A 25,589-nucleotide genomic window follows, 5' to 3' on the forward strand; every position below is an offset into this window, starting at 1 on the left:
CTGACCCTTCATGCTGTGCCCGTGCTCCGTCCCGTCCACGCGCTCCTCGTCGTCCTGCTGACCCTCGCGGGGGTGGCGACCGGCTCCCCCGCCGAGGCGGCCCCGGCCGCGCCCACGCAGGGTTGCACCGGACGGGTCGCCCTCACCTTCGACGACGGACCGGCCGCCGGCACGACGCACCGGCTGGTGCGGGTGCTGCGGCGCCACCACGTCCCGGCGACCTTCTTCATGGTCGGCCAGCGGGTCGCGGCGAACCCGGCCGCGGCGCTCGAGGTCGAGCGGGCCGGCTTCCTGACGGCCAACCACAGCTGGGCGCACCAGGACATGAGCCGGCAGTCCTATCGCGACGTGCGCCGCTCGCTGCGGGCCACGCGCCGCGCGATGCTCGACGCCGGGCTGCACCCCACCGACCTGATGCGACCGCCGTACGGCGCCCTGGCGAAGCCCGCGCGCCGGGCGATCCGCGACTCCGGCTACGTCCCGGTGCTGTGGACCGACGACTCGCTCGACTGGAAGTCGGGCACCTCTCGGCAGATCGCGCGGCGGATCCTGGCCGGGCTGCGCCCCGGCCGCAACATCGTGCTCCAGCACGACGGGGTGACCCGCTCGCCGATCTCGGTCGGCGCCGTGGACCGGGTGATCCGGGTGGCGAAGCGGCGCGGCTACTGCTTCACCGCGCTCGACGAGCGCGGCCGCCCCGGCTTCCCGACCCCCGACGTCACCGCCGTCGCGGGCCAGGCGGTCGAGGGCACCGACGCCGTCGTCACCCTCGAGCTCGCCCAGCCGGCGGGCCGGGACACCGCGGTGGTCGTCGAGGCCGTCTCCGGTACGGCGAGCGTCGGCGCCGACCTGCCGCCCTTCCGGGCCCGCGTGGAGATTCCCGCCGGCAGGGTGCGCGTGACGGTGCGGATCCCGATCGCGGCCGACGCCGTCGTGGAGCCGCCGGAGACCTTCACGCTCGCGCTCCGCGACCCCGAGGGGCTGCGGATCGCGCAGCCGACCGCGCCGGTGACCATCGTCGACGCCGCGAGCGCACCGCGCGTCGAGCTCCCCGAGCCGCCCTTCTTGGCCCTCGGCCCGAAGTTCAGCTGAGCGCGAGCTCGGCCGCGGCCGCGTGCGGGTCGACCTCGCCGGCGACCACCGCGGCGGCGAGCTCGTCGAGCCGGTCGCCCTCGCCCACGCTGCCCCAGCGCCTACGCAGCGCGGTGAGCGCGAGCGTCTCGATCTCGTCGCGGGCGCGGCGCAGCCGGCGCCGGTCGAGCTCCCCGCTCTCGCGCAGCCAGGCGGCGTGCTCGTCGATCGCGTCGACGACGTCGGTCACGCCGTCGCCGGTCGACGCCGTGGTCTTGAGGACCGGCGGGCGCCAGGCGCCCTCGCGGCGCTCGGCGAGACCGAGCATGGAGCGCAGGTCGCGGCGGACCTTGTCGGCGCCGTCGCGGTCGGACTTGTTGACGACATAGAGGTCGCCGATCTCGAGGATGCCGGCCTTGGCGGCCTGGATCCCGTCGCCCATCCCGGGCGCGAGCAGCACGATCGTCGTGTCGGCCTGGCCGGCGACCTCGACCTCGCTCTGGCCGACGCCGACCGTCTCGACCAGGACGACGTCGAAGCCGGCGCCGTCGAGCACCCGCAGCGCCTGCGGGGTGGTCCAGGCCAGCCCGCCGAGATGTCCGCGGGCGGCCATCGAGCGGATGAAGACGCCGGGGTCCAGGATGTGGTCGCCCATCCGGATCCGGTCGCCGAGCAGCGCGCCCCCCGAGAACGGCGACGACGGGTCGACCGCGAGCACGGCGACCCGACGGCCGCGGCGGCGCAGCTCGCCGATCAGCGCATTGGTGGACGTCGACTTGCCGACGCCCGGCGAGCCGGTGAGGCCGATGACGTGGGCGTGCCCGGCGTACGGCGCGAGGGCGCGCATCAGCTCCGGCAGCAGTGCCGACTCGTCCTCGACGAGCGACACCAGCCGGCCCACGGACCTCGGGTCGCCCGTGCGCGCCTTCTCGACCAAGGCAGGAACGGCCGCCGCGGTGATCCCGCGACGGCCGCCCTGGATGCTTGCTTCGGGCAAGGCTGTCCGCTCAGGCGGACGGGACCCGGAGCACCAGCGCGTCGCCCTGGCCCCCGCCGCCGCAGAGCGCGGCGGCACCGAGGCCGCCACCGCGGCGCTTGAGCTCGAGCGCGAGGTGCAGCGTGATCCGCGCACCGGATGCGCCGAGCGGGTGACCGATGGCGATGGCGCCACCGTTGACGTTGACCTTGTCCTCGTCGATGCCGAGGGCCCGGGCCGACTCGATGCCGACGGCGGCGAAGGCCTCGTTGAACTCGACCAGGTCGAGGTCGGCGGCGCTCAGTCCGGCCTTGTCGAGGGCCTTCTTGGTGGCATTGGCCGGCTGCAGCTGCAGGGTCGAGTCGGGGCCGGCGACCTGGCCGTGGCTGACGATCTCGGCGAGGATCGGGAGGCCGAGCTCCTCGGCCTTCTTCTTGCTGGTCACCACGACCGCGGCCGCGCCGTCGGAGATCTGCGAGGAGGACGCGGCGGTGATCGTGCCGTCCTTGGCGAACGCCGGGCGCAGGCCCGCGAGGCCCTCGGCGGTGGTGTCGCCGCGCACGCCCTCGTCCTGGCTGACGACGACCGGGTCGCCCTTGCGCTGCGGGATGCTCACCGGGACGATCTCGTCGTCGAAGACGCCGTTCTTCTGCGCGGCGGCGGCGAGCTGGTGCGAGCGGGCGGAGAAGGCGTCCTGCTCCTCGCGGCTCAGCGGGGTGGTGCGGCAGGCGTTGGTGGCCTCGGTCAGGTTGCCCATGCCCTGCTGGGTCGCCTGGTCGAACAGCGCGTCGTAGGCCAGCGAGTCGACGAGCGTCGTGTCGCCGTACTTGAAGCCCTCGCGCGACTTCGGGAGCAGGTGGGGCGCCTGGGTCATCGACTCGGTGCCGCCGGCGACCACGATGTCGGCCTCGCCGGCACGGATCAGCTGGTCGGCCTGGGCGATGGCGTTGATGCCCGACAGGCACACCTTGTTGATGGTGATCGAGGGCACGCTCGGCGGGAGGCCCGCGGCGAGACCGGCGGTGCGGGCCGGGTTCTGGCCGGCACCGGCCTGGAGCACCTGGCCCACGATCAGGTAGTCGACCTGGTCGCCGGAGACACCGGCCTTCTCCAGCGCGCCCTTGATCGCGACACCGGCGAGGTCAGCGGCCGACAGGGTCTTGAGGGCGCCGAGGTGGCGACCGATCGGCGTACGGGCGCCGGCGACGATGACGCTGGGGTTGTCGGACATGGATCCTCCGTGCAGACGTGTGGTCGGAACATTTCGACTCTACTCGCGGGTATCCGGGCCCGGCGAGGGGTCCATCGTGCGGTCGATGAGGGACTCGTCACACCCCCGAAGGAGAGGGGCGACGGCACAATGACGCGCATGAGCATCACTGACGGCGTCCCCACCCACCTGTTCACGGCGATCGACCACGTCGGCATCGCGGTCCCCGACCTCGACGAGGCGATCGCGTTCTACCGCGACAACTTCGGCATGCACGTCGCCCACGAGGAGACCAACGAGGAGCAGGGCGTGCGCGAGGCGATGGTCGCCGTCGGCGACACCGACTCCAAGATCCAGCTGCTCGCCCCGCTCAACGCCGAGTCGACCATCGCGAAGTTCATCGACCGCAGCGGCCCGGGCCTGCAGCAGCTCGCCTACCGGGTCACCGACCTCGACCAGGTCTCCGCGATCCTGCGCGAGCGCGGCCTGCGCCTGCTCTACCCCGAGGCCCGCCGCGGCACGGCGAACAGCCGGATCAACTTCGTGCACCCCAAGGACGCCGGCGGGGTCCTCGTCGAGCTGGTCGAGCCCGCGGCCGACGCCCACTGACCCACCGGGCGTGGGCTCGGGTTCTTCCCCGCGTATCTGACGAACGGGCTGCGAAACGGCCTCGGCGACGACCCGTTCGTCAGATACGACGCTCACCCGGCGGCGAACGCCCCCACCGGGAGCCCGGCCTGCTCGAGCGCGCCACGCACCGCCGCGGCCAGCTCGGGCGCGCCGGGCGAGTCGCCGTGCACGCACAGCGACCGTACGTCGCCCGAGCGGGCCAGCTCGACCGCCTGGGCCGCGACGGCGACCGGGTCGGTGAGCACGGCGCCGGGAGCGCTCCGGGGCACCAGTCCCCCGTCGGGCAGGTAGGCCCGGTCGGCGAAGCCCTCGCCGACCGCCTCCAGCCCGGCCTCGCCGACCGCCGCGAGGAACGCCGAGCCGGCCAGGCCGAGCACCGGCAGCCCGCCGTAGGCGCGCACCGCGTCGACGACCGCCTGCGCCTGCTCGGGATGCCGGGAGACGGCGTGGTAGAGCGCGCCGTGCGGCTTGACGTAGGCGACCCGGCCGCCCGCCGCGCGCGCGATCCCGTCGAGGGCGCCGAGCTGGTAGAGCACGTCGGCGGCCAGCTCGTCGGCCGGTACGTCGACGTACCGGCGCCCGAAGCCGGCCAGGTCGCGATAGCCGACCTGGGCGCCGATGGTGACGCCCAGCGACACCGCGAGCGAGCAGGTGCGCCGCAGCGTGAGCGGGTCGCCGGCGTGGAAGCCGCACGCGACGTTGGCGCTGGTGAGGTGCGGGAGCAGCGCGTCGTCGTCGCCGAGGCGCCAGCGCCCGAAGGACTCCCCGACGTCGGCATTGAGATCGACGACCCCCGACGTGGACATCGAACCCGGATGCAACGTCATGGCCCTATCGTGGCTCATCGACGCGCCGCCGAGCCCAGGACGGTGCGGTCGCCGCGGACCACGCTCTCGATGAGACGCGTGTCACGAACCCGCCACCGAGAGATTACCGGCGGGTATCTTCGCGGCGGCCTTAGGTGCCACCCAGTCCCGCTGGGCCGACTGGCTCGCGACGATTCCCAGGAGACGACGACCGTGCAGCACATCCTCGACGCCATCCAGGCGGAGGCCTCCGCGGAGGACTTCGCCAACCTCGACCTTCCCGAGTCCTACCGGGCCGTCACCGTCCACAAGGACGAGGTCGACATGTTCGAGGGCATCGCCTCTCGCGACAAGGACCCCCGCAAGTCCCTGCACGTCGACCAGGTCGCCCTCCCCGAGCTCGGCCCCGGCGAGGCCTTCGTCGCGGTGATGGCCTCGGCGATCAACTACAACACGGTGTGGACCTCGATCTTCGAGCCGGTCTCCACCTTCGGCTTCCTCGAGCGCTACGGCCGCGAGTCCGAGCTCGGCGCGCGCCACAACCTCGACTACCACATCGTCGGCTCCGACCTGTCCGGCGTCGTGCTGGCCGTGGGCGCGGGCGTGACCAAGTGGAAGCCCGGCGACCGGGTCGTGGCCCACTGCCTGTCCGTCGAGCTCGAGGCGCCCGACGGCCACAACGACACGATGATGGACCCCTCCCAGCGGATCTGGGGCTTCGAGACCAACTTCGGCGGCCTCGCCGACGTCGCGATGGTCAAGGCCAACCAGCTGATGCCGAAGCCCGAGCACCTCACCTGGGAGGAGGCCGCCTCCCCCGGCCTGGTCAACTGCACGGCGTACCGCCAGCTCGTCTCCGCCAACGGCGGCAACATGAAGCAGGGCGACAACGTCCTCATCTGGGGCGCGTCCGGCGGCCTCGGCGGCTTCGCGACCCAGTACGCCCTCAACGGCGGCGCCAACCCGATCTGCGTGGTCTCCAACGAGGAGAAGGCCCAGATCGTGCGCAACATGGGCGCCGAGATGGTGATCAACCGCTCCGAGCTCGCGCCGAAGTTCTGGAACGAGGAGGGCACCCAGCAGAACCCCAAGGAGTGGCAGCGCTTCGGCAAGGCGATCCGCGAGCTCACCGGCGGCGAGGACATCGACATCGTCTTCGAGCACCCGGGCCGCGAGACCTTCGGCGCCTCCGTCTACGTCACCCGCAAGGGCGGCACCATCACCACCTGCGCGTCGACCTCGGGCTACATGCACGAGTACGACAACCGCTACCTGTGGATGAACCTCAAGAAGATCATCTCCAGCCACTTCGCCAACTACCGCGAGTCGTGGGAGGCCAACCGCCTCATCGCGCAGGGCAAGATCCACCCCACCCTGTCGCGCACCTACAAGCTCGAGGACACCGGCCAGGCCGCGCTCGACGTGCACCACAACAAGCACCAGGGCAAGGTCGGCGTGCTGTGCCTCTCCCCCGAGGAGGGTCTCGGCGTCAAGAACGAGGAGCTGCGCGAGAAGCACCTCGACAAGATCAACCTGTTCCGCGGGATCTGAGCTCCCTCAGCCTGCGGTACGACGACCGGGCGGGTCCGCGCGCGAGCGCGGGCCCGCCCGGTGGCGTCTGCGGGTGCGGATCCGCGCACGACGCGGCGAGGCGGGGTGGGAATCGGTTGCGCCATCAGGGATCATGGGCGGGTTCGTGCACGCCATCCCCCCATGACCGCAGCGAGAGCCAGGGAGGCTCAGTTCCCATGAGCGACGAGGGTCTGTCCATCTTCGACGACGAGCCCACCCCGACCGAGGAGCCCAGGACCGTGACCACCAAGGCCACCGACGACGAGCCGACCCAGGTCATCCCGGCGGTGAAGACGGCCGAGACCCCGGCCGCGCCCCCGGCCACCCCCGCGGCCTCCCGGACCACGCCGACCCCACGACCCACCGCTCCGCCGGCAGCCGCGGCGCCTGCCGGGCGCCCGGTCGGGTTCGGCTCCCCCGCCACGACCGCGGGGCTGCCGATCGTCCGCAAGGGCGGCTACGACCGCGACGCGGTCGACGCCCAGATCCGCCAGCTCGCCAGTGAGAAGGCCACGCTCGGCGCCAGCCTCTCGGAGTCCGAGCAGCGCGTCATCGACCTCGAGCAGGAGGTCGCCCGGCTGCGCTCCGAGCTCGCCGAGATCGACAACCCGTCGTACGCCGGGCTGGGTGGCCGGGCCAGCGCGATGCTCCGGCTCGCCGAGGAGGAGGCCGCCGAGATCCGCGCGACGGCCGAGTCCGACGCCGCCGAGATCCGCGACCAGGCGACCCGCGACGCCAAGGCGATCCGCGCCGAGGCCGCCCGCGAGGCCGACGACATGCGCGCGGTCCAGCTGCGTGAGCTCGAGGAGAACCGCACCCGGCTGCTCGCCGACGCCGAGCAGGAGCGCGCGCTGGCCCAGAGCGAGGCCGCCGACACCCTCGCCGCCGCCCGCCGCGAGTCCGACCAGCTCCGGCTCGCCACGCAGCAGGAGACCACCGAGCAGCGCGCCCAGGCCCAGCGCGAGGTCGAGCAGGCCCGGGCCGCCGTCGACCGCGAGGTCCAGGAGGCGCGGCGCGCCCTGGCCATGGAGAAGGAGCGGCTCGCCCGCGAGGCCACCGACCACCACAACACCGCGGTCGCCGAGACCCGGCGCCTGGTCCAGGAGGCCGAGGAGCGCGCCAACGCCGCCGAGGCGCGGGCTGCCGAGGCGAGCAAGCAGGCCGCCGCCAACCGGGCGGCCGCGCAGACCGAGGCCGAGGGCGTGCTCACCCGCGCCCGCCGCGAGGCCGAGCAGGTCATCGCCTCGGCCCGCGCCCAGGCCGAGGCGATCACCGCCAGCGGCGACGCCGAGCTGCAGCGCGAGATCGCGGCCAAGCGCGCCGAGCTCGACCGGCTGACCAAGCGCCGCGCGTCGATCACCGCCCAGCTGTCCTCGCTCGCCGACCTCGTCGCCGGCTTCGGCGAGGACGAGAGTTGAGCAGCGCCGCCGAGGGAGCCGCGGAGGCCGCCGACGGCGTCGCCGAGCACGCCGGGATCGACCCGGCGGCTCCGGTCGACGGCGACCCGGCGCCGTACGGCGAGCTCGGCAAGCCGTTCGACCGGCGCTCGCCCTTCTACTACGGCTTCGTCGGCGCCCTGGGCGCGCTGATCGCGTTCTGGCTGTTCCAGGCCGTCCTCGGCATCGGCTCGGTGCTGATGCTCGTGGTGGTGTCCTTCTTCCTGGCCGCGGGCCTCAACCCCGCGGTGACCTTCCTCGAGCGGCGCGGGCTGCGCCGCTCGTTCGCGGTGACGGTCGTGATCGTGCTGGCGCTCGGCACCGTCGCGCTCTTCCTGGTCGCGATCGTCCCGGTCATCACCGACCAGATCACCGCGATCACCAAGAACGCGCCCGGCTGGCTCGACGAGCTGCAGAAGAACAAGAAGATCCAGCAGCTCAACGACGAGTACGACATCATCGACAAGCTCCAGGCCAAGATCACCGACGAGAACTTCCTCTCGGCGCTGTTCGGCGGCGCGCTCGGCTTCGGCCTCAAGATCGTGTCGGCGCTGTTCAACCTGTTCGTGATCGTCGTGCTGACGCTCTACTTCCTCGCCTCGCTGCGCACGACCACCGGCGCGCTCTACAAGCTCGCCCCCGCCTCGCGCCGCGACCGGGTCGCCAAGCTCGGCGACAAGGTGATCGCCAACATCGGAGGCTACGTCTCGGGCGCCTTCCTGGTCGCGCTGTGCGCCGGCCTGAGCTCGCTGGTGTTCCTCTCGCTCACCCCGATCGGCGAGTACGCCGTCGCGCTGGCCTTCGTGGTCGCCGTCCTCGACGTGATCCCGATGATCGGCGCCACCCTCGGCGCGGTCATCGTCTCGGCGATCGCGTTCGCGACCGACGTCAAGACCGGCATCGCCTGCGTGGTGTTCTACGTCGTCTACCAGCAGTTCGAGAACTACGTCGTCTACCCGCGGGTGATGAGCAAGTCCGTCGACCTGCCCGGCGCGGTCATCGTGATCGCCGCCCTGGTCGGCACCGCCCTGCTCGGCGTGGTCGGCGCGCTGCTCGCCATCCCGGTCGCGGCGGCGATCCTGCTGGTCGTGCGCGAGGTCGTGGTCAAGCAGCAGGACCTGCGCTGAGCTTGGATCCACCGATCTGCCGCGTCGCGAGCGTCACCAGATGGGTTGCGGTGGCAAGGCGCCCGGCGCGAAGGCAGCCTGGTGGGCTGTCGAGCGTCGGCAACGCAGCCAACGTGCCCATGTGGTGGCGCGCAGCAGCGGGAGATCGGTGGATCCAAGCTGAGCCTCACCCCTGCGGACCGATGAGGTAGGTCAGGCTGGCGCGAGCCATCGGGCTCGCCCACGGCTCGACCGCCTCGTCGGTCAGCCGGCGGCGCTCGCCGTCGCCGGGATCGACCGTCCCGCACCCCAGGTCGAGCACGATCCGGCGGTCCGGCTCGCGCAGCTCGACCACCTCGCCGGCGAGCGGGCCGCAGCCCGGGTCGGCTGCCGTCCGCGGCGCACGCCGGGCGGCCGCCAGCACCGCCTCCGCCACGCCGGTCGCCACCCGCTCCGCGAACCCGAGCACCCGTTCCCCGCTCGCCGTGCGTCGATAGCCGCAGAGCTCGACCTCCCCCGCGGCCGGCGGCGCGTCCCCGCACCACCGCGCCGGCCGGGCCGAGCCCAGGATCCGGGACCGCAGGGCGGCGTCCGGGCTCGCCACGGTCAGCGTGGTGCCCTGGGCGGCGACGGTCTCCTGGACCAGGCCGCCCTCGTAGCGGACGACACCCGGCTCGAGGTCGGCGCCCAACCAGACGTAGGGCTGGGTGATCGGGAGCCCCGCCAGCCACGGGTAGACCGCGCACACGTCGGAGCGCGGCACCGGCCGCCCGACGCCCGCGACCGGTCCGCACACGGCCAGCGAGCCACCCAGCCGGGCCGGCGCCGCGCCGTACTCCCACGTGACTGGTACGTCGACGCTCAGCCCGGCCCAGGTCTCGGTGCGCCAGCCCGGCTGCTCGGCGCCTGGCGCGGGCCCGGTGCGCGGCTGCTCAGCTGGTGGCGGCCGGGTCGGGCTGCTGCACGAGGACGTCGTCGCCAGCGACACCACCAGCGACACCGCCAGCCACACCGTCCACCGTCTCGGGCTCATGGTCCACAGACGTGACGGGCAGCGGATCGGTTCCGACCACGACGCTGCGCTCGCCGATCTTGACCCCGATCACGCCGGCGAGGATGAGCGCGCCGCCGAGGAACTGCACCGGCGCCGGCAGCTGGTCGAGGAGCAGCCAGGCCCACACGACCGCGGCGACGACCTCGCTGAGCGCGACGAACGAGGCCAGCCGCGAGCCGAGGCGCCGGCTGGCCGCGATCCCGCTCGCGTAGGCGAGGGCGGCGGTCACCAGGCCGAGGAGCAGCAGCGCCACCCACGGCGCCACCTCGACGCCGGCGTACGCGACGTCGGCCGAGGAGCTCGCCATCGGCATCAGCCCGACCAGCCCGAGCAGCCCGAGCAGCACGCCGCCGACCACGAGTCCCCCGGCCGCCAGCGTGATCGGCGGGATCCCGCTGCGCTCGTCGGCGGAGATGACGAAGTACGTCGCCGCGCCCACCATCGCCGCGAGCGCCCAGGCGGCGCCCCGAAGGTCGACGTCGGCGCCGGCGAAGAGATCGAGGACGAGCACCAGCCCGAGCGCGGCCACGAGGGCGCCGGCCACGGTCAGGCGTCCGGGGCGCTGGCCGTGGACCAGCCACATCCAGACGACGACCGCGGCGGGAGCGGTGTACTCGATGAGCAGCGCCGGACCGACCTCCATGGTGCGCACGGCGGAGAAGTAGCAGTACTGGGCGCCGGCGACCGCCAGGCCGCCGTAGAGGAGGACGGTGGGCGCGGCGCGGCGCAGCAGCCCCCAGCGACCGCGCAGCGCGACCAGGCCGAAGGGCAGGACGGCGACGGCGCCGATCGCGATCCGGAGCAGCACGATGCTGCCCGCGGTCCAGCCGCTGTCGAGCAGCGGCCGGGCGAGGGCCCCCGAGAGCGCGAACGTGACCGCGGAGGTGAGCGCGAAGAGCAGCCCGACGCGGGAGCGGTCACGAGTCAACGTCGTCATGACTCATGACAGTAGGCCGCCGTGCGGTAACCTGTCAAAGTGGTTTTCGCCCATGACACCTCGCTGTCCTTGCAGGCGGCGGTCGCCCTGGTCAACGGCAGCCTGGAGCCGGTGACGATCCGCACCCCCGACGACGTCGACGCCTTCTTCGCCGACCACGGCTACACCGGGCGCCACGACGGCGACCAGGCCGAGGTGGACGCCCTCCTCGCGATCGCGCCGCGGCTGCGCGAGCTGCTCACCGCCGGGCGCGACGAGGCCGCCACGATCGTGAACGCCATGCTGCGCGAGGCATCCGCGCTCCCCCAGCTGCGCCGCCACGACGGCCACGACTGGCACCTGCACGCCGTCGACAACCAGGCCCCGCTCGCCGAGCGGATCGTCGTCGAGACCGCGATGGCCATGATCGACGTGATCCGCGCCGACGAGATGTCACGGCTGTCCGTGTGCGCCGACGCGACCTGCGAGGGCGTCGTGCTCGACCTGTCCCGCAACCGCTCCAAGCGGTTCTGCTCGGTCACCTGCGGCAACCGCAACGCCGTGGCGGCCTACCGCGCTCGCCAGGCCGAGGAGGGCTGAGCCTGGCTCCACCGATCTGCCGGGTGCCCAGCTGGTGGCGCGCAGCAGCGGGAGATCGGTGGATCCAGGCTGAGCCCGCTCAGTCGCCCAGGAAGCGCTGGAGGATCTCCAGGAACAGCTCGGGACGCTCGGAGTGCAGCCAGTGCCCGGTGTCCTTGAGGGTCACCTTGCGGTTGCGGGGGAACCAGCGATCCATCGCGCCGTCGTACGCCGGCTGGACATAGCTGGACCGGCCGCCGGCCAGCCACAGCACCGGCCCGTCGTACGGCGCCGCGCCGGCCAGCTCCGCCTCCGGCCAGCCGCTGATGGTCGCCAGGTCGCGGCCGAGCACCTCGAGGTTGGCCTGCCAGCTCCACCCGGCGGGGGCGGCCGGGTCGCGGCGCAGGTTCTGCAGCAGGAAGGAGCGCACCGTCGGGTCGGGCACGGCGGGCTCCAGCAGCCGCTCGGCGTCCTCCCGGCGCACCACCTGGGTCAGGTCCATCCCCCGCATCGCGGAGATGTAGCCGGGGAACTCCCGCCCCTCCGGATAGGCCACCGGCGAGATGTCGGCGACGCAGAGCCGCTCGACTCGCTCAGGATGCAGCAGGGCCAGCACCATGGCGACCTTGCCACCCAGGGAGTGGCCGACCAGCGCCACCGGCTCGTCGTCGGGGACGACCTCGGCGACGAGCGCCGCGGTCTCGGCGAAGTCGAAGCGCTCGGGCCACGCGGAGCGACCGTGGTGGGGCAGGTCGACGAGGAGCACCCGGTGTCGCTCGGCGAGCTGCTTGGCGATGCCGGTCCAGTTCTTGCCCTGGCCGAACAGGCCGTGGAGAAAGACCACACGGCTCCCGGTCGCGCCGAGAGCCGTGTGATGAAGAGTCACGCAGTCATTGTGTCAGGCGTAGTCGTGGAAGCCCTTCTTGGTCTTGCGACCGAGCTCGCCGGCCTCCACCTTCGCGACCAGGGTGGCGGCCGGCTCGAAGCCGGGCTCGCCGAACTCGCCGTACAGCTCGCGCTGGATGGCCAGCGACACGTCGTTGCCGACCACGTCGAGCAGCTCGAAGGGACCCATCGGGAAGCCGGCGGTCTCCTTGATCGCGGCGTCGATGGTGGCGAGCTCCACGCCGCCCTCGGCGAGCCGGACCGCGTCGTTGAGGTAGGGGAAGAGCAGCAGGTTGACGATGAAGCCCGCGCGGTCGCCGGCGGAGACGCCGACCTTGCCGACGTTGGCGGTCAGCGCGCGCACGGTCTCGTCGACGTCGGCGGAGGTGGCCGAGGTGGTGATGATCTCGACCAGCTTCATGACCGGCGCCGGGTTGAAGAAGTGCATGCCGATGACGTCCTGCGGGCGGCCGGTGGCCTCGCCCAGCTTGGTGATCGGCAGCGAGGAGGTGGTGGTCGCGAGGATCGCGCCCGGCTTGCAGATCCGGTCCAGGTCGCGGAAGAGCTGGAGCTTGAGCTCGAGGTCCTCGGCGATCGCCTCGACGACGATGTCAACGCCGCCCAGCGCCTCACGCTCGGTCGAGCCGGTCAGCCGGCCCAGCAGCGCGTCCTTGTCGCCCTCGGTGCCCTTGCCCTTGGCGATGGCGCGGTCGAGGTTGTTGGTGATGTAGCCGATCACGCCGTCGAGCTTGTCCTGGCCGCGGCCCACGAAGATCACCTCGTAGCCGGCCTGGGCGAAGACCTGGACGATGCCGGAGGCCATGGTGCCGGTGCCGACGACGCCGACCTTGCCGATGTCGTGCTTGAACTCCGGCGCGGCGGCGTCCCCCGCGGCGGCGGCCTCGTCGGCGAAGCTGCGGCCCTCGGCGACCAGCTTGTCGAGCAGCCCGGCCGGCTCGTGCAGGTGGTCGCCGGTCTCGGCGTACCGTGCGGCGAGCCGGTCGCGCACCTCGGCGACGCCGATCTCGTCGACGACGGTGAGCGGGCCCTTGGGGTAGCCGCAGCCGAACCGCATGGCCGCGTCGATGTCGCCCACCGAGGCGTAGCCCGACTCGTAGGTGCGCACCGCGTGGTTGAGGTACGGCAGCACCAGCGTGTTGAAGATCTGCTCGCTCGAAGTCATGGGCCGGATTCTGACACCCACGAGGGGCCGTGACTACCCGTCGGTAACCACCGATCGGCGATCGAGACAGAGGTCACAGAAACTCAGTCCCGCGGGTGCGGTACCGCGATCCGCAGCACCTTGGACCGCGACGTCTGGCCGCGCACCAGGGTGACGGCCGACCGCGGCACGCCGAGCTCCTTCGCCAGCCAGCGGACCAGCTCGGCGTTGGCCCGGCCGTCCACGGGCGGCGACGACAGGCGCACCTTGAGCTCGGCGCCGTCGACGCCCGCCGGCCCGGCCGCGCCCGTGCGGGACGCGCCGGGCTGGACCCGGACCGCGAGCAGCCAGGTCGTCGCACCGCCCGCCTCCTCGGCCCGCTCGGGACGCCACCACGGCTGGTCGTCGATCTCCACGGCACAGACTGTAGATTCGTCGCCCGTGAGACTCGTCGTTGCGCGCTGCCAGGTGGACTACGCCGGCCGACTGACCGCCCACCTCCCGATGGCGACCCGGGTGCTCATGATCAAGGCCGACGGCTCGGTGCTCGTCCACTCCGACGGCGGCTCCTACAAGCCGCTGAACTGGATGTCGCCGCCGTGCACCGTGCGCGAGGGCGAGGCCGAGGACGGCCGGGTCGAGTGGACCGTCACCGCCAAGGCCCCGAAGGGCCAGACCCCCGACACGCTGCGGATCCTGATCGAGGAGATCCACCACGACACGCAGCACGAGCTGGGGATCGACCCCGGCCTGCAGAAGGACGGCGTCGAGAAGCACCTGCAGGAGCTGCTCGCCGAGCACCCCGCGACCCTCGCCAGTGGACTGGTCCTGGTCCGGCGCGAGTTCCCCACCGCGATCGGCCCGGTCGACCTGATGTGCCGCGACGCCGGCGGCCTCTCGGTCGCCGTCGAGGTCAAGCGCCGCGGCGAGATCGACGGCGTCGAGCAGCTCACCCGCTATCTCGAGCTGCTCAACCGCGACCCGCTCCTCACCGGCAAGGGCGCCGTGCGCGGCATCTTCGCCGCCCAGGAGATCAAGCCGCAGGCCCGGGTGCTCGCCGAGGACCGCGGGATCACCTGCGCCGTCATCGACTACGACGCGCTCCGCGGGCTCGACAACGCCGAGGACCGGCTCTTCTGAGCCGCGCCGCCATGCAGCCGATCTTCCACCTCGCCCTGCTCCGCGACTGGGAGCAGGCGCAGCGCGCCGGCGCCTACACGGTCTCCACCCGGGGGCGCACCCTCGCCGAGGAGGGCTTCATCCACGCCAGCCGGGCCGACCAGTGGACCGGCGTACGCGACCGGTTCTACGGCGACGTCACCGAGCCGATGGTGCTGCTCCAGATCGACCCGGCGCGGCTCGACGTACCCGTGGTGGAGGAGGCGCCCGCCCCCGGGGCGGCCGAGACGTTCCCCCACATCTACGGACCGCTGCCGGTCACCGCGGTGCTCAAGGCGATCCCGCTGGACCGACCGGCCACACCCGCGGTCCCGGCCGCACCCGAGCCGACCGCTCTCGCGGCGGACCCGACGGCACGGCCGGCGCGGCCGGCGCGGCCGGCGCGGCCGGCGCGGCCGGCGCCCCAGGAGAGCTTCTCGCGGCTCTACTTCCGCGAGGTCTTCTTCAACCTCGCCGTCGGGTGCATCGTGCTGCTCGTCGGCGTGGCGGGCCTGGCCGTGGGCGCCCTGGTCTCCGCCGACGCCGGACCGGCGGTCGGAGGCCTGCTGGGCGTCGTCCTGGGCGCGCTGCTCGCGGTCCGCGTCTACCGCCGCCGCCACCCGCGGGCCGGCGGCTGAGCGATCAGGCCCCGGCAGCCGGCGGAGCGGTCGGGTCGGCGTCGCCGGCACCCTGCTCGCGGGCGACCCAGTCCTCGATCGCGTTGATGTCGTCCTTGCTGCGGGTGACGACGGCGAGCAGGTCGTTCATGGTCGCGACCTCCTCGACCTGCTCCTTGATGAACCACTGCATGAACTGCTCGGAGGCGAAGTCGTTCTCCTCGCGGGCGATGCGGAGCAGGCCGTTGATCTGCTCGGTGACCCGCTTCTCCTGCTCCAGGGCCAGCGCGATCGGTGCGACCACGTCCTCGAAGGCCGAGACAGGCGCCTCGACGCCCGGGATCTGCACGGGCGCGTCGGTGTCGAGGAGGTACTGCACCATCATCATCGCGTGCAGGCGCTCCTCGAGCGCCTGGCCATAGAAGAACGCGGCCAGCTGCGGCATGGTGAGGGCGTCGTAGTGGACGGCGCAGGCGAGGTACTGGTTGTGCGCGGCGAACTCGTTGCCGATCTGGACGTTGAGCTGGTCGGTGAAGCGAGGTGCGGCCATGGGCGTCAGCCTAGTGGGCGCCCGCGCGCCCGCTCAGGCGGCCTTCTGCAGGCTCTTCTTGGTGGCCTTCTTGCCGTCGGCGCGCACCAGCACCCGCTTCTTGACGGTGTAGCCCTCGGGAAGGGTGCCCTCCTTGAGCATCCGGATGGGGCAGCGACCGCAGCGCGACTTGGACACGCAGCACTTCGTCTTGGGGAGCTTGCGCACCTTCCCCTTCGACTTCTTCTTGTCCTTGCCCACCCCACGAGCGTAGGCGATTCAGGGTAGGCAGACCTAACCGACGTGACGCGCATCACACGTGGCAGCGGCCACGAGGGCGGGCCTCGGGAGACAGGGCCTAGGGTGCGACCGTGATCGAGATCTGGCTGAACCCCGCCTGCTCCAAGTGCCGCACCGCCGAGAGCGAGCTGCGGGCCGCCGGCGTCGACTACACCGTGCGCCGCTACCTGGACCAGCCGCCCACCGTCGCCGAGCTCGAGGACGTCCTCGCCCGGCTCGGGCTGGAGCCGTGGGACATCGCCCGCACCGCCGACGCGGGCAAGCTGGGCGTCACGCCGCCCGCCAAGGCCGCCGAGCACCGCGCCGCCTGGCTGGACCTGATGGCCGCCCACCCCCGGCTCATCCAGCGCCCGATCCTCACGGCCTCCGACGGTACGACGGTCGTCGGCCGCGACCCCGAGTCGCTCGCCCGGGTCATCGACGCGGGCTGAGCTGCCGCTCCGGCGCCCCACCGACCCCGAGCGGGGGTTGCGTCGCGCCGCCCGCCGTTTCTGCACGGAGAGCGAGCGAGGGCAAGTAACACGCTGTCTGCCCGACTGGCTGCCACCTGTCAGCAGAGAAACGGCGTTCGAGGCCACATCCCGGCTGACAGGCGCCGGGCAGTCAGGCGGACAACGTGTTACAGCGCGACCGAGGAACGAGGGAGCGCGCGGGGAAGGAAGAAACGGCGCCGAAGGCGGCGCGACATGCGCGAGCGCAGCGAGCGCCCGATGACTCGGCTCAGCTCAGGCCGTTGGCCTTGCGGATCACCTCGACGATGCCGCCCATGATCTCGGTCAGCCCGAAGTCCTTGGGCGTGTAGACCGCGGCGACGCCGAGCTCGACCAGCGCCTTGCCGTCGGACTCGGGGATGATCCCGCCGACGATGACGGGCACCTCGCCCATCCCGGCGGCGCGCAGCCCGTCGAGGACGGCCGGCACCAGCTCCATGTGGGAGCCGGAGAGGATCGACAGGCCGACGCAGTGGACGTCCTCGGCGACGGCAGCGGCGACGATCTGCTCCGGGGTGAGCCGGATGCCCTGGTAGATCACCTCGAAGCCCGCGTCCCGAGCGCGGACGGCGACCTGCTCGGCGCCGTTGGAGTGACCGTCGAGGCCGGGCTTGCCGACGAGCAGCCGCAGTCGGCCGCCCAGCTCCTCGCCGGTGGTGCGCACCGCCTCGCGGACGGCGGTCAGCTCGGCGCCGGCCTCGGCGACGCCCACGGCGCCGGCGACGCCGGTGGGGGCGCGGAACTCGCCGAACACCTCGCGGAGCACGCCGGCCCACTCCCCCGTGGTCGCGCCGGCACGGGCGGCGGCGAGGGTGGCGGCCATCAGGTTGGTGCCGGTCTTGGCGTCCTCGGCGAGCCGGGCCAGCGCGGCCTCGACCTCACCGGCGTCGCGCTGCGCCTTCCAGGCCTCGACCGAGGCGAGGGCGGACTTCTCGGCCTCGGGGTCGGCGACCATGATCGCGCCGTCGAGGTCCGCGGTGAGCGGGCTCTGCTCGGTGGTGTCGAACTTGTTGACGCCGACGATGATCTCCTCGCCGGCCTCGATCGCCGCGCGGCGGCGGGCGTGGGAGGAGACCAGCTCCTGCTTCATGTAGCCGGAGTCGACGGCCGCGATCGCGCCGCCCATCGCCTGGACCCGGTCGATCTCGGCCTTGGCACCGGCGACCAGCTCCTGCACCTTGGCCTCGATGACCGGCGAGCCGTCGAAGATGTCGTCGTACTCGAGCAGGTCGGACTCGAAGGCGAGGACCTGCTGGAGGCGCAGCGACCACTGCTGGTCCCACGGACGTGGGAGGCCGAGCGCCTCGTTCCACGCGGGCAGCTGGACGGCGCGGGCGCGGGCCTTCTTCGACAGCGTCACGGCGAGCATCTCGAGGACGATGCGCTGCACGTTGTTCTCGGGCTGCGCCTCGGTGAGGCCGAGGCTGTTGACCTGGACGCCGTAGCGGAAGCGGCGCATCTTCTCGTCGGTGACGCCGTAGCGCTCCCGGGTGATCTCGTCCCACAGCTCGACGAAGGCGCGCATCTTGCACATCTCCTCGACGAAGCGCACGCCGGCGTTGACGAAGAAGGAGATCCGGCCGACCACCTTCTCGAAGTCGTCCGGCGAGACCTGGCCGGAGTTCTTCACCTGGTCGAGCACCGCGATCGCGGTGCACATGGCGTACGCGATCTCCTGCACCGGCGTCGCGCCGGCCTCCTGGAGGTGGTAGCTGCAGATGTTGATCGGGTTCCACTTGGGGATCTCGTGGACCGTGTAGGCGATCATGTCGCCGATCAGGCGCAGGGAGTGCTCGGGCGGGAACACGTAGGTCCCGCGCGAGAGGTACTCCTTGATGATGTCGTTCTGGGTGGTGCCCGCCAACTGGTGGGCGACCTCCGACGGCGACAGGTCCGGGTTCTGCTCCTCGGCGACGACCTGGTACATCGCGAGCAGCCACATGGCGGTCGCGTTGATCGTCATCGAGGTGTTCATCTCGGTGAGCGGGATCTGGTCGAAGAGCTTGCGCATCTCGCCGAGGTGCGGGACGGGTACGCCGACCTTGCCGACCTCGCCGCGCGAGAGCGGGCTGTCGGGGTCGTAGCCGGTCTGCGTCGGCAGGTCGAAGGCGACCGAGAGGCCGGTCTGGCCCTTGGCGAGGTTGGTCCGGTACAGCGCGTTGGACGCCTCGGCGGTCGAGTGACCGGCGTAGGTCCGCATCACCCAGGGACGGTCCTTGGCGTGCGATGCCTTCGCGGGGGTGCCGGCTGCGTCGGGCGAGGTGCTCATAGGCCGAAGCGTAGGCCGATCACTACCTGTTGGTAACCGTCGTCCGTGTGGGCTTCTCCACAACGATCGCCGCCTCAGGCGGGGACCGGCTCCCGCTCGAGCTCGATCAGCCGGATCAGGTGGGTGAGATGGAGCATCCGGCGGACCGCGGGCTGGGCGCCGCGCAGCACCACCCGCACGCCGTAGCGCTGGGCCTGGCGGCTGGCCGCGGCGATCACCTTGAGCGCGGTCGCGTCGACCGAGCGCACCGCGCTGATGTCGAGCACGACCGGACTGATCCGGTCGGTGCCGCAGACCCGGATGTGCTCGTGGACCGCGGCGCGCAGCTCGCTGGTGCTGCGGACGTCGAGATCGCCTGCCAGGATCAGGATGGGCTCGCCGAGGACATGCTCGACGATGGCCACCGGCGGTCGTGCTCCCATGCTTCCCTCCCGAGATCGATCCGGACAGGCGCCCCACACGCCTGTTACCCACCATGACGCTCCAGCAGTCCGATCGGTTGCATCCCGGGCCGAAGTTTTTCGCGGCGCCCACGCGACTACCCTCCGAGTCATGGTCAACCTCACCCGCATCTACACCCGCACCGGCGACGCCGGCGAGACCCGTCTGGGCGACATGAGCGTGACGACCAAGACCGATCTGCGGCTGCAGGCGTACGCCGACGTCGACGAGGCCAACGCGGTGCTCGGGGTCGCGGTGGCGACCGGTGGGCTCGAGGACGACGTGACGCAGGTGCTCTTCCGGGTCCAGAACGACCTCTTCGACGTCGGCGCCGACCTGTGCACGCCGGTGGTGGCCGAGCCGGAGTTCCCGCCGCTGCGCATCGAGCAGGACTACGTCGACCGCCTGGAGGGCTGGTGCGACCACTACAACGAGCCGCTGCCCAAGCTCCGCTCCTTCATCCTCAACGGCGGCACCCCGGCCGCCGCCCAGCTCCACGTCGCGCGCACCGTGATCCGCCGGGCGGAGCGGGCCGCCTGGGCGGCCTACGAGGTGCACGGCGAGGTGATGAACCCGCTCGCGATCACCTACCTCAACCGGCTCTCCGACCTGGTCTTCATCCTGGCCCGGCACGCCAACCGCGAGCAGGGCGACGTGCTCTGGGTGCCCGGGGGCGAGCGATAACCCGTTGCGTCGGGCGGCACGCGCTGCCGACCATGCAGCGGTGGACGTCACCTTCACCAAGCTCGCCGGGCGCTACGAGATCGCCGTCGACCGCTCGGCCGGCGCGGCGCTCGCACCCCGCAACGGGCCCGGCCACAGCGACGCGGTGCCCCACGACGTCGCCCACCTGCTGGTGGAGGTCGAGGACGGGATCCGGGGCGGCGTCTACGGCCGGCTGGCCGCGGCCGACGGCGACGACGGCATGTTCTGGCCGGCCGACCCGGCGGCCAGGCGCGCGTCGCTGAAGAGGCGCCGGACCCCGACCGCCGAAGAGTCGGCCGACATGGCCCGCTCCGAGCGGCTGGCGTCGCTGAGCGTCGCCCTGTGGGAGGTGGCCCGCGGCCGGCGCCGCCCCGACCCCGCGTGGCCGGGGCGGATCGAGGACAGCGGCGTCGATCCGGCCCTGATGGCCCGCCTCTTCGACAGGTACGACGACTTCGCCGACCGCTGGTCGGCCCTGCCGCTCGGCGGCTCGCTCACGGTGGCCTGGCCCTTCCCCGAGGGCACCGGGAAGCGGCGCCGCGGCGGGCGGTGAGCAGCGCCCCGCGCGGATCCGGGAATCGTCGGAGGGCCATGCCACGATGAGAGGACCGTGGACGTCCTCGCCGAGCTGACCGATGACTTCCTGGCGCGCCACTTCGACGCCGGGACGCTGGAGCGCGCCCGCGGGATCGTCGCCGCGGGCGGGGTCCGGCGGCCCGAGATCGGGATGCGCTCGGCCGCGTCGGTGACCGCGACGGCGGAGGTCCTCGGGAGCCGCGAGACGCCGTACCAGGTCCAGCTCCACGTCGAGGCCCCCAACGCGAGCTACGCCGGCTGGGTGTTCACGGTGTGCACCTGCCCGGTGCGCTCGGTGTGCAAGCATGGCGCCGCCCTGGCCCTGACCCTGCGCCAGACCTTCACCCAGCCCGCGGGCGAGGCCGCGTGGCGGCGCTCGGTGGAGCGGCTGGTGGGCGAGCTGGAGCGCCAGCAGCCCTCGGTGCACGAGGAGGTCCCGCTCGCGCTCGAGATCACCCTCGACCGGGGCCGGGCCAGCTACCGCACGGCCGGCCCGACGCTGCGGGTCCGTCCGCTGCGCCAGGGCAAGGGCAAGCCATGGATCAAGAGCGGTGCCGAGTGGAGCGACATCGGCGGCGGCCCGCGCGGCTTCGTGCCCCGCCAGGCCGACGCGCTGGCGGCGCTCCACACCCAGTGGGCGGGCCATCGCGGCTACTACTCCGCCGGCGTCTCCCCCGCGCTCGACGAGTTCGGCGACCAGGTGGTGCGCGCCCTGCGCAACGCCCGCGACGCCGGGGTCACCCTGCTCGCGGCCCGGCCGCTGGTCTCGGTCGAGGTCGCCGACGAGCCGGCCGAGGTGGTCGCCGAGCTGGGCGACGTCGACGGCGGCACGACCATGCGCGCGGTCGTCACCCTCGGCGAGCGCACCTGGCGCGACGAGTCGGTGGTGCTGGTCGGCTCCCCCGCGTCCGTCGTCGGCCTGCTCGACGACCGCGGCCACCTCGTCGTCGCCGCGACGACGGCTCCCGTGCCGCCCGCGCTGCGCCACCTCGTCGACGGGCCGCCGATCCTCATCCCGCCGGCCGACCTCGCCGACTTCCGCGAGACGCTGCCCGGCCTGATGCGGCTGGTGCCGGTGCGGGCCGACGACTCCGCCGTCGAGCTGCCCGAGCCGCTCGCGCCGACGCTGGTGCTGACCGTCTCGTGGCACACCTCGACCAAGGCCGGGCTGGGCTGGCACTGGCAGTACGGCCCCGACCCCGAGCGCAGCTGCCCGCTGACCGGCCGCGACTCCCTCGGAGGAGTCCGCGACCGGGCCGCCGAGCAGGCGCTGCTCGCCACCGTGCCGCCTGCGCTGCTCGAGGCCACCACGCTCACCGACGGCGACGCGCTCAGCCTGGCCATCCACGACCTGCCCCACCTGCGCGAGACCGAGGGCGTGCGGGTGGTCGAGGAGGAGCGGCCCGACTTCCGGGAGGCCGACGTGGCGCCGGAGATCCGGTTCGACCTGGTCGAGCCGGAGGCCACGACCACCGACTGGCTCGACCTCGCCGTGACCGTCAGCGTGGCCGGGGAGCAGATCCCGCTGCCCGACGTCCTCGCGGCGCTCACCCTCGACCAGGAGTTCCTGGTGCTGCCGAGCGGGCTCTACGTCACGACCGACCGGCCCGAGTTCGACCGGCTGCGCGAGGTGGTCGCCGCCGCGGCCGAGCTGCGCGAGCGCGAGGGCGACCGGATCGGCGTCGGCCACCACGACCTCGGCCTGTGGGCCCAGCTGGCCGAGACCGGTCTCGTCGACGCCCAGGTCGCCGAATGGGTCGAGCGGGCCCAGGCGCTGCGTGACCTCACCGACCTTCCGCGGCCCGAGCCGCGCGGGCTGGTCACCGACCTGCGCAGCTACCAGCGCGAGGGATTCTGGTGGCTGGCGTTCCTGTGGCAGCACGGCCTCGGTGGCGTCCTCGCCGACGACATGGGCCTCGGCAAGACCCTGCAGGTGCTCGCCCTGATCTCCCACGCCCGCGCCGAGCGTCCCCTCGACGCTCCCTTCCTCGTCGTCGCCCCGACCAGCGTCGTCACCGCCTGGGCCACCGAGGCCACCCGGCACGCCCCCGGCCTGCGGGTGGCGGTGGCCTCGCGTCGTACCGACGACGTGGCGGCGCTGGCCCGCGACCATGACATCGTCGTCACCACCTACACCCTGCTCCGGCTCGCCCACGAGGCGTACGCCGACCTGGCCTGGTCCGGGCTGGTGCTCGACGAGGCGCAGCAGGCCAAGAACCACCAGAGCAAGACCTACCAGGCGATCCGCACCATCGCCGCGCCGTTCCGGCTCGCCGTCACCGGCACCCCCTTCGAGAACCGGCTGATGGAGCTCTGGTCGCTGCTGTCGATCACCGTGCCCGGCCTCTACCCGTGGCCGCGCGCCTTCGCCGAGAAGGTGGTGCGGCCGGTCGAGCGCGACGGCGACAAGGTCGTGCTCGACCGGTTCCGCGCCCGGATCAGGCCGTTCCTGCTGCGACGCACCAAGGAGCTGGTCGCCGACGACCTGCCGCCGAAGCAGGAGCAGGTGCTCCAGGTCGACCTGGCCGCCGCCCACCGCCGCATCTACGACACCCACCTGGCCAAGGAGCGGCAACGGATCCTCGGCCTGGTCGAGGACTTCGACCGCAACCGGGTGGCCATCTTCAGCGCCCTCACCAAGCTCCGCCAGCTCGCCCTCGACCCCGCCCTCGTCGACGACGAGCACGAGGCGGTCGGCTCGGCCAAGCTCGACGTCCTGGTCGAGCACCTCGCCGAGATCACCGCCGAGGGCCACCGCGCCCTGGTGTTCAGCCAGTTCACGTCCTTCCTCACCCGGGTCCGCTCCCGCCTCGACGACGTCGGCATCGCCACCACCTACCTCGACGGCACCACCCGCGACCGCGCCGCCGTGATCGACCGGTTCCGCTCCGGCGACTCCCCCGTGTTCCTCATCTCGCTCAAGGCCGGCGGCACCGGTCTCACCCTCACCGAGGCCGACTACGTCTTCGTCCTCGACCCGTGGTGGAACCCCGCCGCCGAGGCCCAGGCGGTCGACCGCGCCCACCGGATCGGCCAGACCCGCCACGTCCACGTCTACCGCCTGGTCGCGAGCGACACCATCGAGGAGAAGGTGATGGAGCTCAAGGCCCGCAAGGCCGAGCTGTTCGCGCAGGTCATCGACGGCGACGGGGCGATGAGCACCTCCATCGGGGCCGACGACATCCGGGGGCTGTTCGAGGACTGAGGCGGCTCCGCCGCCCTCAAGGTGCGGGCGTGGCGCGCCGGTCCTCCGGGTTGCGGATCAGCAGCCACGACAGCGCACCCCCGGCGACCAGCAGGCCCGCGCAGCACAGCATCGCGGCGCGGTAGCCGGCCTCGAAGACGTCGGCACGCTGGTAGTCCGCCCCCGAGAGCCCGACCAGGAACGGGAGGGCGGCGACCGCGAGCAGGGAGCCGGCGCGCGCGACGGCGTTGTTGACGCCCGACGCGACGCCGGCGTGCTCGTCAGGTACGGCGGCCAGCACCGCCGCCGTGAGCGGAGCCACCAGCGCGGCCAGCCCGAGGCCGAAGACGGTGAGGGGCAGCGCCACCTCGGTCCAGTAGTCGAGGTCGGCGTCGATCCGACTGAGCAGCAGGGCACCGAGCGCGCACAGCAGGGGTCCGACGGTCATCGGCAGCCGGGGTCCGATCCGGCCGGCGAGCGCTCCCCCGCGACCGGCGAGCAGCAGCATCACGACCGTGATCGGGAGCGTGGAGAGACCGGCCTCCAGGGGACCGAGACCGGCGACGGTCTGCAGCTGCAGGACGAGGAAGAAGAGCACCCCGCCGAGGGCGGCATAGGTCAGCAGGGTCATCGCGTTGGCGGCGCTGAACTGGCGCGACGCGAACAGCCCGGGCGGCAGCAGCGGCGCGTGCGAGCGGCGTTCGTCGAGCCAGAAGCCGACCCCGGCGAGCAGGCCCAGGCCGAGTGCGGCGGCCGCGACGCCCGGCGAGGTGGTCCACTCGATCAGGGCATAGGTGATCCCACCCAGCGCGAGCGCGCCGAGTGCCGCTCCGGACGCGTCGAAGCCACGCACCGCCGACGGGTCCCGGGTCTCGGGCACCCGTCGGGCGACGGCCAGCGTGACCAGCGCGACCGGGAGGTTGATCAGGAAGACCCACCGCCAGCTCACCGCCTGCACCAGCCAGCCGCCGAGGAACGGACCGATCGCGGTGGCGACGCCGCCGAGCCCCGACCAGGTGCCGATCGCGCGCGAACGGTCCGCGGGCGCGAACGCGCCCTGGATCATGGCGAGGCTGCCCGGCACCAGCAGCGCGGCCGCGATCCCCTGGGCGACCCGGGCCAGGATCAGCGCCGGCGCGCTCGGCGCCAGCCCGCAGGCGAGGGACGTCACCGCGAAGCCCAGGACGCCGGTCATGAAGATCCGACGGCGACCGAACCGGTCGCCCAGGGAGCCGCCGAGCAGGGTGAGCGAGGCCAGGCTCAGCAGGTAGCCGTTGGAGACCCACTGCAGCTCGCCGAGGCTGGCGTCGAGGTCCTCCCCGATCCGGTGCAGGGCGACGTTGACGACGGTGCTGTCGAGCAGCGCGAGGGAGGAGCCGAGGATCGCCGCGGCGAGGACGGTGCGACCGACCCGCGACCCGACGGTGACGTCGGCGCAGGTCGGGTCCACACCCGGAGACTAGCGCCGGTTCCAGTCGGTACCGGGAGGCATCGCCTCGAGCCAGGCCTGGAAGCCGGTCAACGAGGAGACGCTCATCGCGAGCTCGACCTCGCCCTCGGGCGAGTGGCAGCGGATGACCAGGTGGTCGGGATACAGCGAGGCCTGCTCGGTGCCGACGGGCTCACGGCGACCGTCGTACTCCAGCTCGTCGCGGCGCCAGGACCGGCGCGGGCGACGCGAGAGGGTGAAGATCCGGAACCACTCCAGCGTCTCGCCGGAGTAGCGCCCCAGACCGAGCACCCAGCCGCGGCCGGGCTGCTCGGTGCGCAGCCGGTGGCTCAGCTCGAAGGTGCCACCGTGCCGGGAGAGCGTACGGCGCCGGACGATGAGTCCGGCGCCGTACAGCACACACAGCAGCAGGAGCGCGCCACAGATGTCGAGCAGCCACTCCCACCATGCCATCTGCGTGTCAGTG

General features: G+C 72.8%; 26 protein-coding genes. 12 read left to right on the forward strand and 14 right to left on the reverse strand.

The genetic code is table 11. From position 1 onward, the window contains the following. The first annotated feature begins 21 nt into the window (after positions 1 to 21). The gene (locus JOD66_RS02110) at positions 22 to 1,092 is read left to right on the forward strand and encodes a polysaccharide deacetylase family protein (protein ID WP_204835296.1); all 1,071 of its coding nucleotides are present in this window, start codon (positions 22 to 24) and stop codon (positions 1,090 to 1,092) included. Here the strand turns inward: JOD66_RS02110 and meaB are convergent. Then, on the reverse strand, positions 1,085 to 2,068 hold the full coding sequence (gene meaB / locus JOD66_RS02115) for a methylmalonyl Co-A mutase-associated GTPase MeaB (RefSeq protein WP_239545034.1): 984 nt from the start codon (positions 2,066 to 2,068) through the stop codon (positions 1,085 to 1,087). The genes JOD66_RS02110 and meaB overlap by 8 nt on opposite strands. Before the next feature lie 10 nt (positions 2,069 to 2,078). Further along, positions 2,079 to 3,278, reverse strand: coding sequence for an acetyl-CoA C-acetyltransferase (locus JOD66_RS02120; RefSeq protein WP_204835297.1), 1,200 nt, complete (start codon positions 3,276 to 3,278; stop codon positions 2,079 to 2,081). Between the two features lie 138 nt (positions 3,279 to 3,416). On the opposite strand from JOD66_RS02120, the gene mce reads away from it, so the two are divergent. Then, positions 3,417 to 3,866: a methylmalonyl-CoA epimerase gene (gene mce / locus JOD66_RS02125; protein WP_204835298.1), complete on the forward strand. Its 450-nt coding sequence runs from the start codon at positions 3,417 to 3,419 to the stop codon at positions 3,864 to 3,866. Between the two features lie 92 nt (positions 3,867 to 3,958). Here the strand turns inward: mce and JOD66_RS02130 are convergent, their stop codons facing one another. Beyond that, a complete protein-coding gene (locus JOD66_RS02130; protein ID WP_239545036.1) occupies positions 3,959 to 4,714 on the reverse strand; it encodes a LamB/YcsF family protein in 756 nt (251 codons plus the stop codon). Between the two features lie 192 nt (positions 4,715 to 4,906). On the opposite strand from JOD66_RS02130, the gene ccrA reads away from it, so the two are divergent. From ccrA to JOD66_RS02145, 3 genes are all read left to right on the forward strand, one after another. Continuing rightward, a complete protein-coding gene (gene ccrA, locus JOD66_RS02135; protein ID WP_204835299.1) occupies positions 4,907 to 6,244 on the forward strand; it encodes a crotonyl-CoA carboxylase/reductase in 1,338 nt (445 codons plus the stop codon). Between the two features lie 197 nt (positions 6,245 to 6,441). Next, positions 6,442 to 7,683 carry a coiled-coil domain-containing protein gene (locus JOD66_RS02140; protein WP_204835300.1) on the forward strand — a complete coding sequence of 414 codons (1,242 nt, stop codon included), beginning with the start codon at positions 6,442 to 6,444 and terminating at the stop codon, positions 7,681 to 7,683. Then, positions 7,680 to 8,828, forward strand: a complete 1,149-nt coding sequence (locus JOD66_RS02145) for an AI-2E family transporter (protein WP_204835301.1) — start codon at positions 7,680 to 7,682, stop codon at positions 8,826 to 8,828. The genes JOD66_RS02140 and JOD66_RS02145 overlap by 4 nt, the downstream gene beginning before the upstream one ends. A 166-nt stretch (positions 8,829 to 8,994) precedes the next feature. Here the strand turns inward: JOD66_RS02145 and JOD66_RS02150 are convergent, their stop codons facing one another. Together JOD66_RS02150 and JOD66_RS02155 are read right to left on the reverse strand one after the other, a co-directional pair. Further along, on the reverse strand, positions 8,995 to 9,798 hold the full coding sequence (locus tag JOD66_RS02150; RefSeq protein WP_204835302.1) for a hypothetical protein: 804 nt from the start codon (positions 9,796 to 9,798) through the stop codon (positions 8,995 to 8,997). Beyond that, positions 9,740 to 10,798 (reverse strand): EamA family transporter, encoded by a 1,059-nt coding sequence (locus JOD66_RS02155; protein ID WP_204835303.1) that lies wholly within the window; start codon positions 10,796 to 10,798, stop codon positions 9,740 to 9,742. Before JOD66_RS02155 ends, JOD66_RS02150 begins: the two co-directional genes overlap by 59 nt. Before the next feature lie 39 nt (positions 10,799 to 10,837). On the opposite strand from JOD66_RS02155, the gene JOD66_RS02160 reads away from it, so the two are divergent. Beyond that, positions 10,838 to 11,377 carry a CGNR zinc finger domain-containing protein gene (locus JOD66_RS02160; RefSeq protein WP_204835304.1) on the forward strand — a complete coding sequence of 180 codons (540 nt, stop codon included), beginning with the start codon at positions 10,838 to 10,840 and terminating at the stop codon, positions 11,375 to 11,377. A gap of 79 nt (positions 11,378 to 11,456) precedes the next feature. Here JOD66_RS02160 and JOD66_RS02165 read toward each other — a convergent pair whose 3' ends face one another. The 3 genes from JOD66_RS02165 to JOD66_RS02175 form a co-directional block, all read right to left on the reverse strand. Then, a complete protein-coding gene (locus tag JOD66_RS02165; RefSeq protein WP_204835305.1) occupies positions 11,457 to 12,242 on the reverse strand; it encodes an alpha/beta fold hydrolase in 786 nt (261 codons plus the stop codon). A gap of 12 nt (positions 12,243 to 12,254) precedes the next feature. After that, complete coding sequence (locus tag JOD66_RS02170) at positions 12,255 to 13,424, reverse strand: 3-hydroxyacyl-CoA dehydrogenase family protein (RefSeq protein WP_204835306.1); 1,170 nt, start codon at positions 13,422 to 13,424, stop codon at positions 12,255 to 12,257. Positions 13,425 to 13,507: 83 nt separating this feature from the next. After that, the gene (locus JOD66_RS02175; RefSeq protein ID WP_307823247.1) at positions 13,508 to 13,819 is read right to left on the reverse strand and encodes a DUF167 domain-containing protein; all 312 of its coding nucleotides are present in this window, start codon (positions 13,817 to 13,819) and stop codon (positions 13,508 to 13,510) included. Between the two features lie 25 nt (positions 13,820 to 13,844). On the opposite strand from JOD66_RS02175, the gene nucS reads away from it, so the two are divergent. Next, positions 13,845 to 14,543, forward strand: a complete 699-nt coding sequence (gene nucS, locus JOD66_RS02180) for an endonuclease NucS (protein WP_204835307.1) — start codon at positions 13,845 to 13,847, stop codon at positions 14,541 to 14,543. Positions 14,544 to 14,554: 11 nt separating this feature from the next. Beyond that, positions 14,555 to 15,199 (forward strand): DUF952 domain-containing protein, encoded by a 645-nt coding sequence (locus tag JOD66_RS28040; protein ID WP_239545038.1) that lies wholly within the window; start codon positions 14,555 to 14,557, stop codon positions 15,197 to 15,199. 4 nt (positions 15,200 to 15,203) lie between these two features. On the opposite strand, the gene JOD66_RS02190 is transcribed toward JOD66_RS28040, so the two are convergent. Further along, positions 15,204 to 15,728, reverse strand: coding sequence for a ferritin (locus JOD66_RS02190; protein WP_204835308.1), 525 nt, complete (start codon positions 15,726 to 15,728; stop codon positions 15,204 to 15,206). Between the two features lie 33 nt (positions 15,729 to 15,761). After that, entirely contained in the window at positions 15,762 to 15,968 is a 207-nt protein-coding gene (locus JOD66_RS02195; RefSeq protein WP_204835309.1) for a hypothetical protein, read from the reverse strand. 110 nt (positions 15,969 to 16,078) lie between these two features. Here JOD66_RS02195 and JOD66_RS02200 point away from each other — a divergent pair, with 110 nt between their 5' ends. Then, a complete protein-coding gene (locus JOD66_RS02200; RefSeq protein WP_307823248.1) occupies positions 16,079 to 16,438 on the forward strand; it encodes an ArsC/Spx/MgsR family protein in 360 nt (119 codons plus the stop codon). 289 nt (positions 16,439 to 16,727) lie between these two features. Here JOD66_RS02200 and JOD66_RS02205 read toward each other — a convergent pair whose 3' ends face one another. Together JOD66_RS02205 and JOD66_RS02210 are read right to left on the reverse strand one after the other, a co-directional pair. After that, complete coding sequence (locus JOD66_RS02205; protein WP_204835310.1) at positions 16,728 to 18,767, reverse strand: ethylmalonyl-CoA mutase; 2,040 nt, start codon at positions 18,765 to 18,767, stop codon at positions 16,728 to 16,730. 74 nt (positions 18,768 to 18,841) lie between these two features. Next, complete coding sequence (locus JOD66_RS02210; protein WP_204835311.1) at positions 18,842 to 19,189, reverse strand: STAS domain-containing protein; 348 nt, start codon at positions 19,187 to 19,189, stop codon at positions 18,842 to 18,844. Between the two features lie 130 nt (positions 19,190 to 19,319). Between JOD66_RS02210 and JOD66_RS02215 the strand changes: the two genes are divergently transcribed. From JOD66_RS02215 to JOD66_RS28895, 3 genes are read left to right on the forward strand one after another with little or no spacing between them, the layout of a single operon-like run. Beyond that, positions 19,320 to 19,892 carry a cob(I)yrinic acid a,c-diamide adenosyltransferase gene (locus tag JOD66_RS02215; RefSeq protein ID WP_204835312.1) on the forward strand — a complete coding sequence of 191 codons (573 nt, stop codon included), beginning with the start codon at positions 19,320 to 19,322 and terminating at the stop codon, positions 19,890 to 19,892. 40 nt (positions 19,893 to 19,932) lie between these two features. Next, positions 19,933 to 20,466, forward strand: a complete 534-nt coding sequence (locus JOD66_RS02220) for a hypothetical protein (RefSeq protein WP_204835313.1) — start codon at positions 19,933 to 19,935, stop codon at positions 20,464 to 20,466. Between the two features lie 57 nt (positions 20,467 to 20,523). Beyond that, positions 20,524 to 23,694 carry a DEAD/DEAH box helicase gene (locus JOD66_RS28895; protein WP_204835314.1) on the forward strand — a complete coding sequence of 1,057 codons (3,171 nt, stop codon included), beginning with the start codon at positions 20,524 to 20,526 and terminating at the stop codon, positions 23,692 to 23,694. Positions 23,695 to 23,710: 16 nt separating this feature from the next. Here the strand turns inward: JOD66_RS28895 and JOD66_RS02230 are convergent, their stop codons facing one another. Then, positions 23,711 to 25,123, reverse strand: coding sequence for an MFS transporter (locus tag JOD66_RS02230; protein WP_204835315.1), 1,413 nt, complete (start codon positions 25,121 to 25,123; stop codon positions 23,711 to 23,713). A gap of 9 nt (positions 25,124 to 25,132) precedes the next feature. Continuing rightward, positions 25,133 to 25,576: a DUF2550 domain-containing protein gene (locus tag JOD66_RS02235; RefSeq protein WP_204835316.1), complete on the reverse strand. Its 444-nt coding sequence runs from the start codon at positions 25,574 to 25,576 to the stop codon at positions 25,133 to 25,135. Positions 25,577 to 25,589: the final 13 nt, after the last annotated feature.

The sequence above is a fragment of the Nocardioides nitrophenolicus genome, assembly GCF_016907515.1.
Taxonomy (GTDB): domain Bacteria; phylum Actinomycetota; class Actinomycetes; order Propionibacteriales; family Nocardioidaceae; genus Nocardioides; species Nocardioides nitrophenolicus.